This window comes from Candidatus Aquicultor secundus (assembly GCF_002791875.1).
Lineage (GTDB): Bacteria > Actinomycetota > Aquicultoria > Aquicultorales > Aquicultoraceae > Aquicultor_A > Aquicultor_A secundus.
In genome coordinates, this window is sequence record NZ_PFNG01000113.1 from 1 (window position 1) to 1,812 (window position 1,812).

1 protein-coding gene is annotated in these 1,812 nt (G+C 45.6%); it reads left to right on the forward strand.

The window, feature by feature from the left end; genetic code table 11:
• Positions 1-358: 358 nt before the first annotated feature.
• Entirely contained in the window at positions 359-1,723 is a 1,365-nt protein-coding gene (locus COY37_RS04670; protein ID WP_286678897.1) for a radical SAM/SPASM domain-containing protein, read from the forward strand.
• Positions 1,724-1,812: the final 89 nt, after the last annotated feature.

Below are 1,812 nucleotides of genomic sequence, written 5' to 3' on the forward strand. Positions count from 1 at the left end.
TATATCCAACCGGTCATAGGCCTTAAAATCAGTCAGTATACGCTTTTCCTTCGCTAATCCTAATCATCTCGTTCTTTTCCTATTTAAACAGGGGGAGGTGAACGGCGTGAAATCTCTTAACCAAGATTGCATGCTTTGGGATGCAATGACTCAAGAGGAAGGGTTTGAGAATAATACCTCTTGCTGCTGGTGGATTAGCTGCTGGCTTTAGTACTAAAATAACTTTTGAACCAATAAACCTATTCTGTGAATAATAGTATATGCGTTAGAGAAGGTAGCTATCTCAAGCGGAGCAGCAGATGAGAATCTGCCGCTCCGCTTTATTCGCAAGGTAAACATACTTTTAAAGTGAGGCATTATGAATCTTAGTAAGCGAATTTTGTTTCATGAAATTTCGGACGACTCTGTTTTGATGATTAACGCTCTAACCGGAGCAATGGATATCGTTACAACCGATTTATACCATGCCCTCCTTGATTATCGATCATTAGGACAGCCCCACATCGATGAGGTTACCTTAGAGCGCCTGGAGCGGAGAGGTTATATTGTCAAAGCTGACGCCGAGAAGGAACTTTTGCGACAAATCACCGGTGCTTTTGAGAAAGCCACGAAGCGTCTTAGTTTTGTCGTGTGCCCAACGTATGCCTGCAATCTAAGATGCACTTATTGCTTTGAGGGAAACCTGCCGCGTGAAAGTCATGCCTACATGGGCGAAAGAGATGTTGATTATGTCTTTACGGCAATTGATAAGCTAATGCAAACCTATGGCGATAGAAATGCTTCGATAGAGTTGTTCGGTGGCGAGCCGTTACTGCCCAGGACAAAAGGTTTTGTCTCCAAACTGTTTAAAGAAGCCAGGCATAGGTCGCTCCAGGTAGGCGTGGTTACAAACAGCACTCACCTCGATCACTTTATCGATGAGCTGAACGCCAACAAAGACATACTCCGTTCGGTGCAAATTACGCTTGATGGCCCAAAAGACATACATGATCAGAGGCGTAAGTTTGCGGATGACCGGGGTACGTTTGATGAGGTTTGCTCATCGATAAGCGCGTTACTTGATCTTGGTATAAAGGTTGGGGTGCGGGCAAATATCGATCTTCAAAACATCGATTCAATGCCGGACCTGCTTGATTTTATGGTGAAACGCGACTGGGTAAACAACCCGTATTTTTCGTGTAATTTGTCCCCGGTTCAAGACCATTCCCTTAAAAAGAACTACCCATATATACTATCCGAGGATAAGTTAGTAGGAAAAGTGCTTGGTATGTTTAAAGACAATCCGCATGCCAAAAACACGTTCAGCTTGAACATGTTTAGAAACCTTGGGCACATCATGTCGGTACTAAAAAGAAACACTTCGATACAGCCGCTGCTTTACTACTGCGAAGCTAATAACCTGGAAAACCTGGTCTTTGGCCCGGACGGCTATATTTATGCATGCACCGAGTGTATGGGTTCTAAAGAGCTTGCTATCGGTGAGTTCAAGCCGGCCCTTAAGTTGTATGACGAAGCCGTAAAAATGTGGGACGGTCGAAACGTCCTTGCTTTAGATGAGTGCAAAAAGTGCGACATCGCCCTGCTCTGCGGTGGTGGATGCGCATATTCAGCCCTCGTAGTGAATGGAGACATCAATAAGCCGGTGTGTAACCGGGCTCGTGAGACGATATTCGCTTACCTTGATTACGTAAGAGATGAGCTAGCTGATATGGCAAGCGCATAACTATTGCTTTTGATCGGGATAGGGGGCGGCTTTCGCCGCCGACCCTCCCACACCACCGTACAAGCGGGTCCGCATACGGCGGTTCGTCA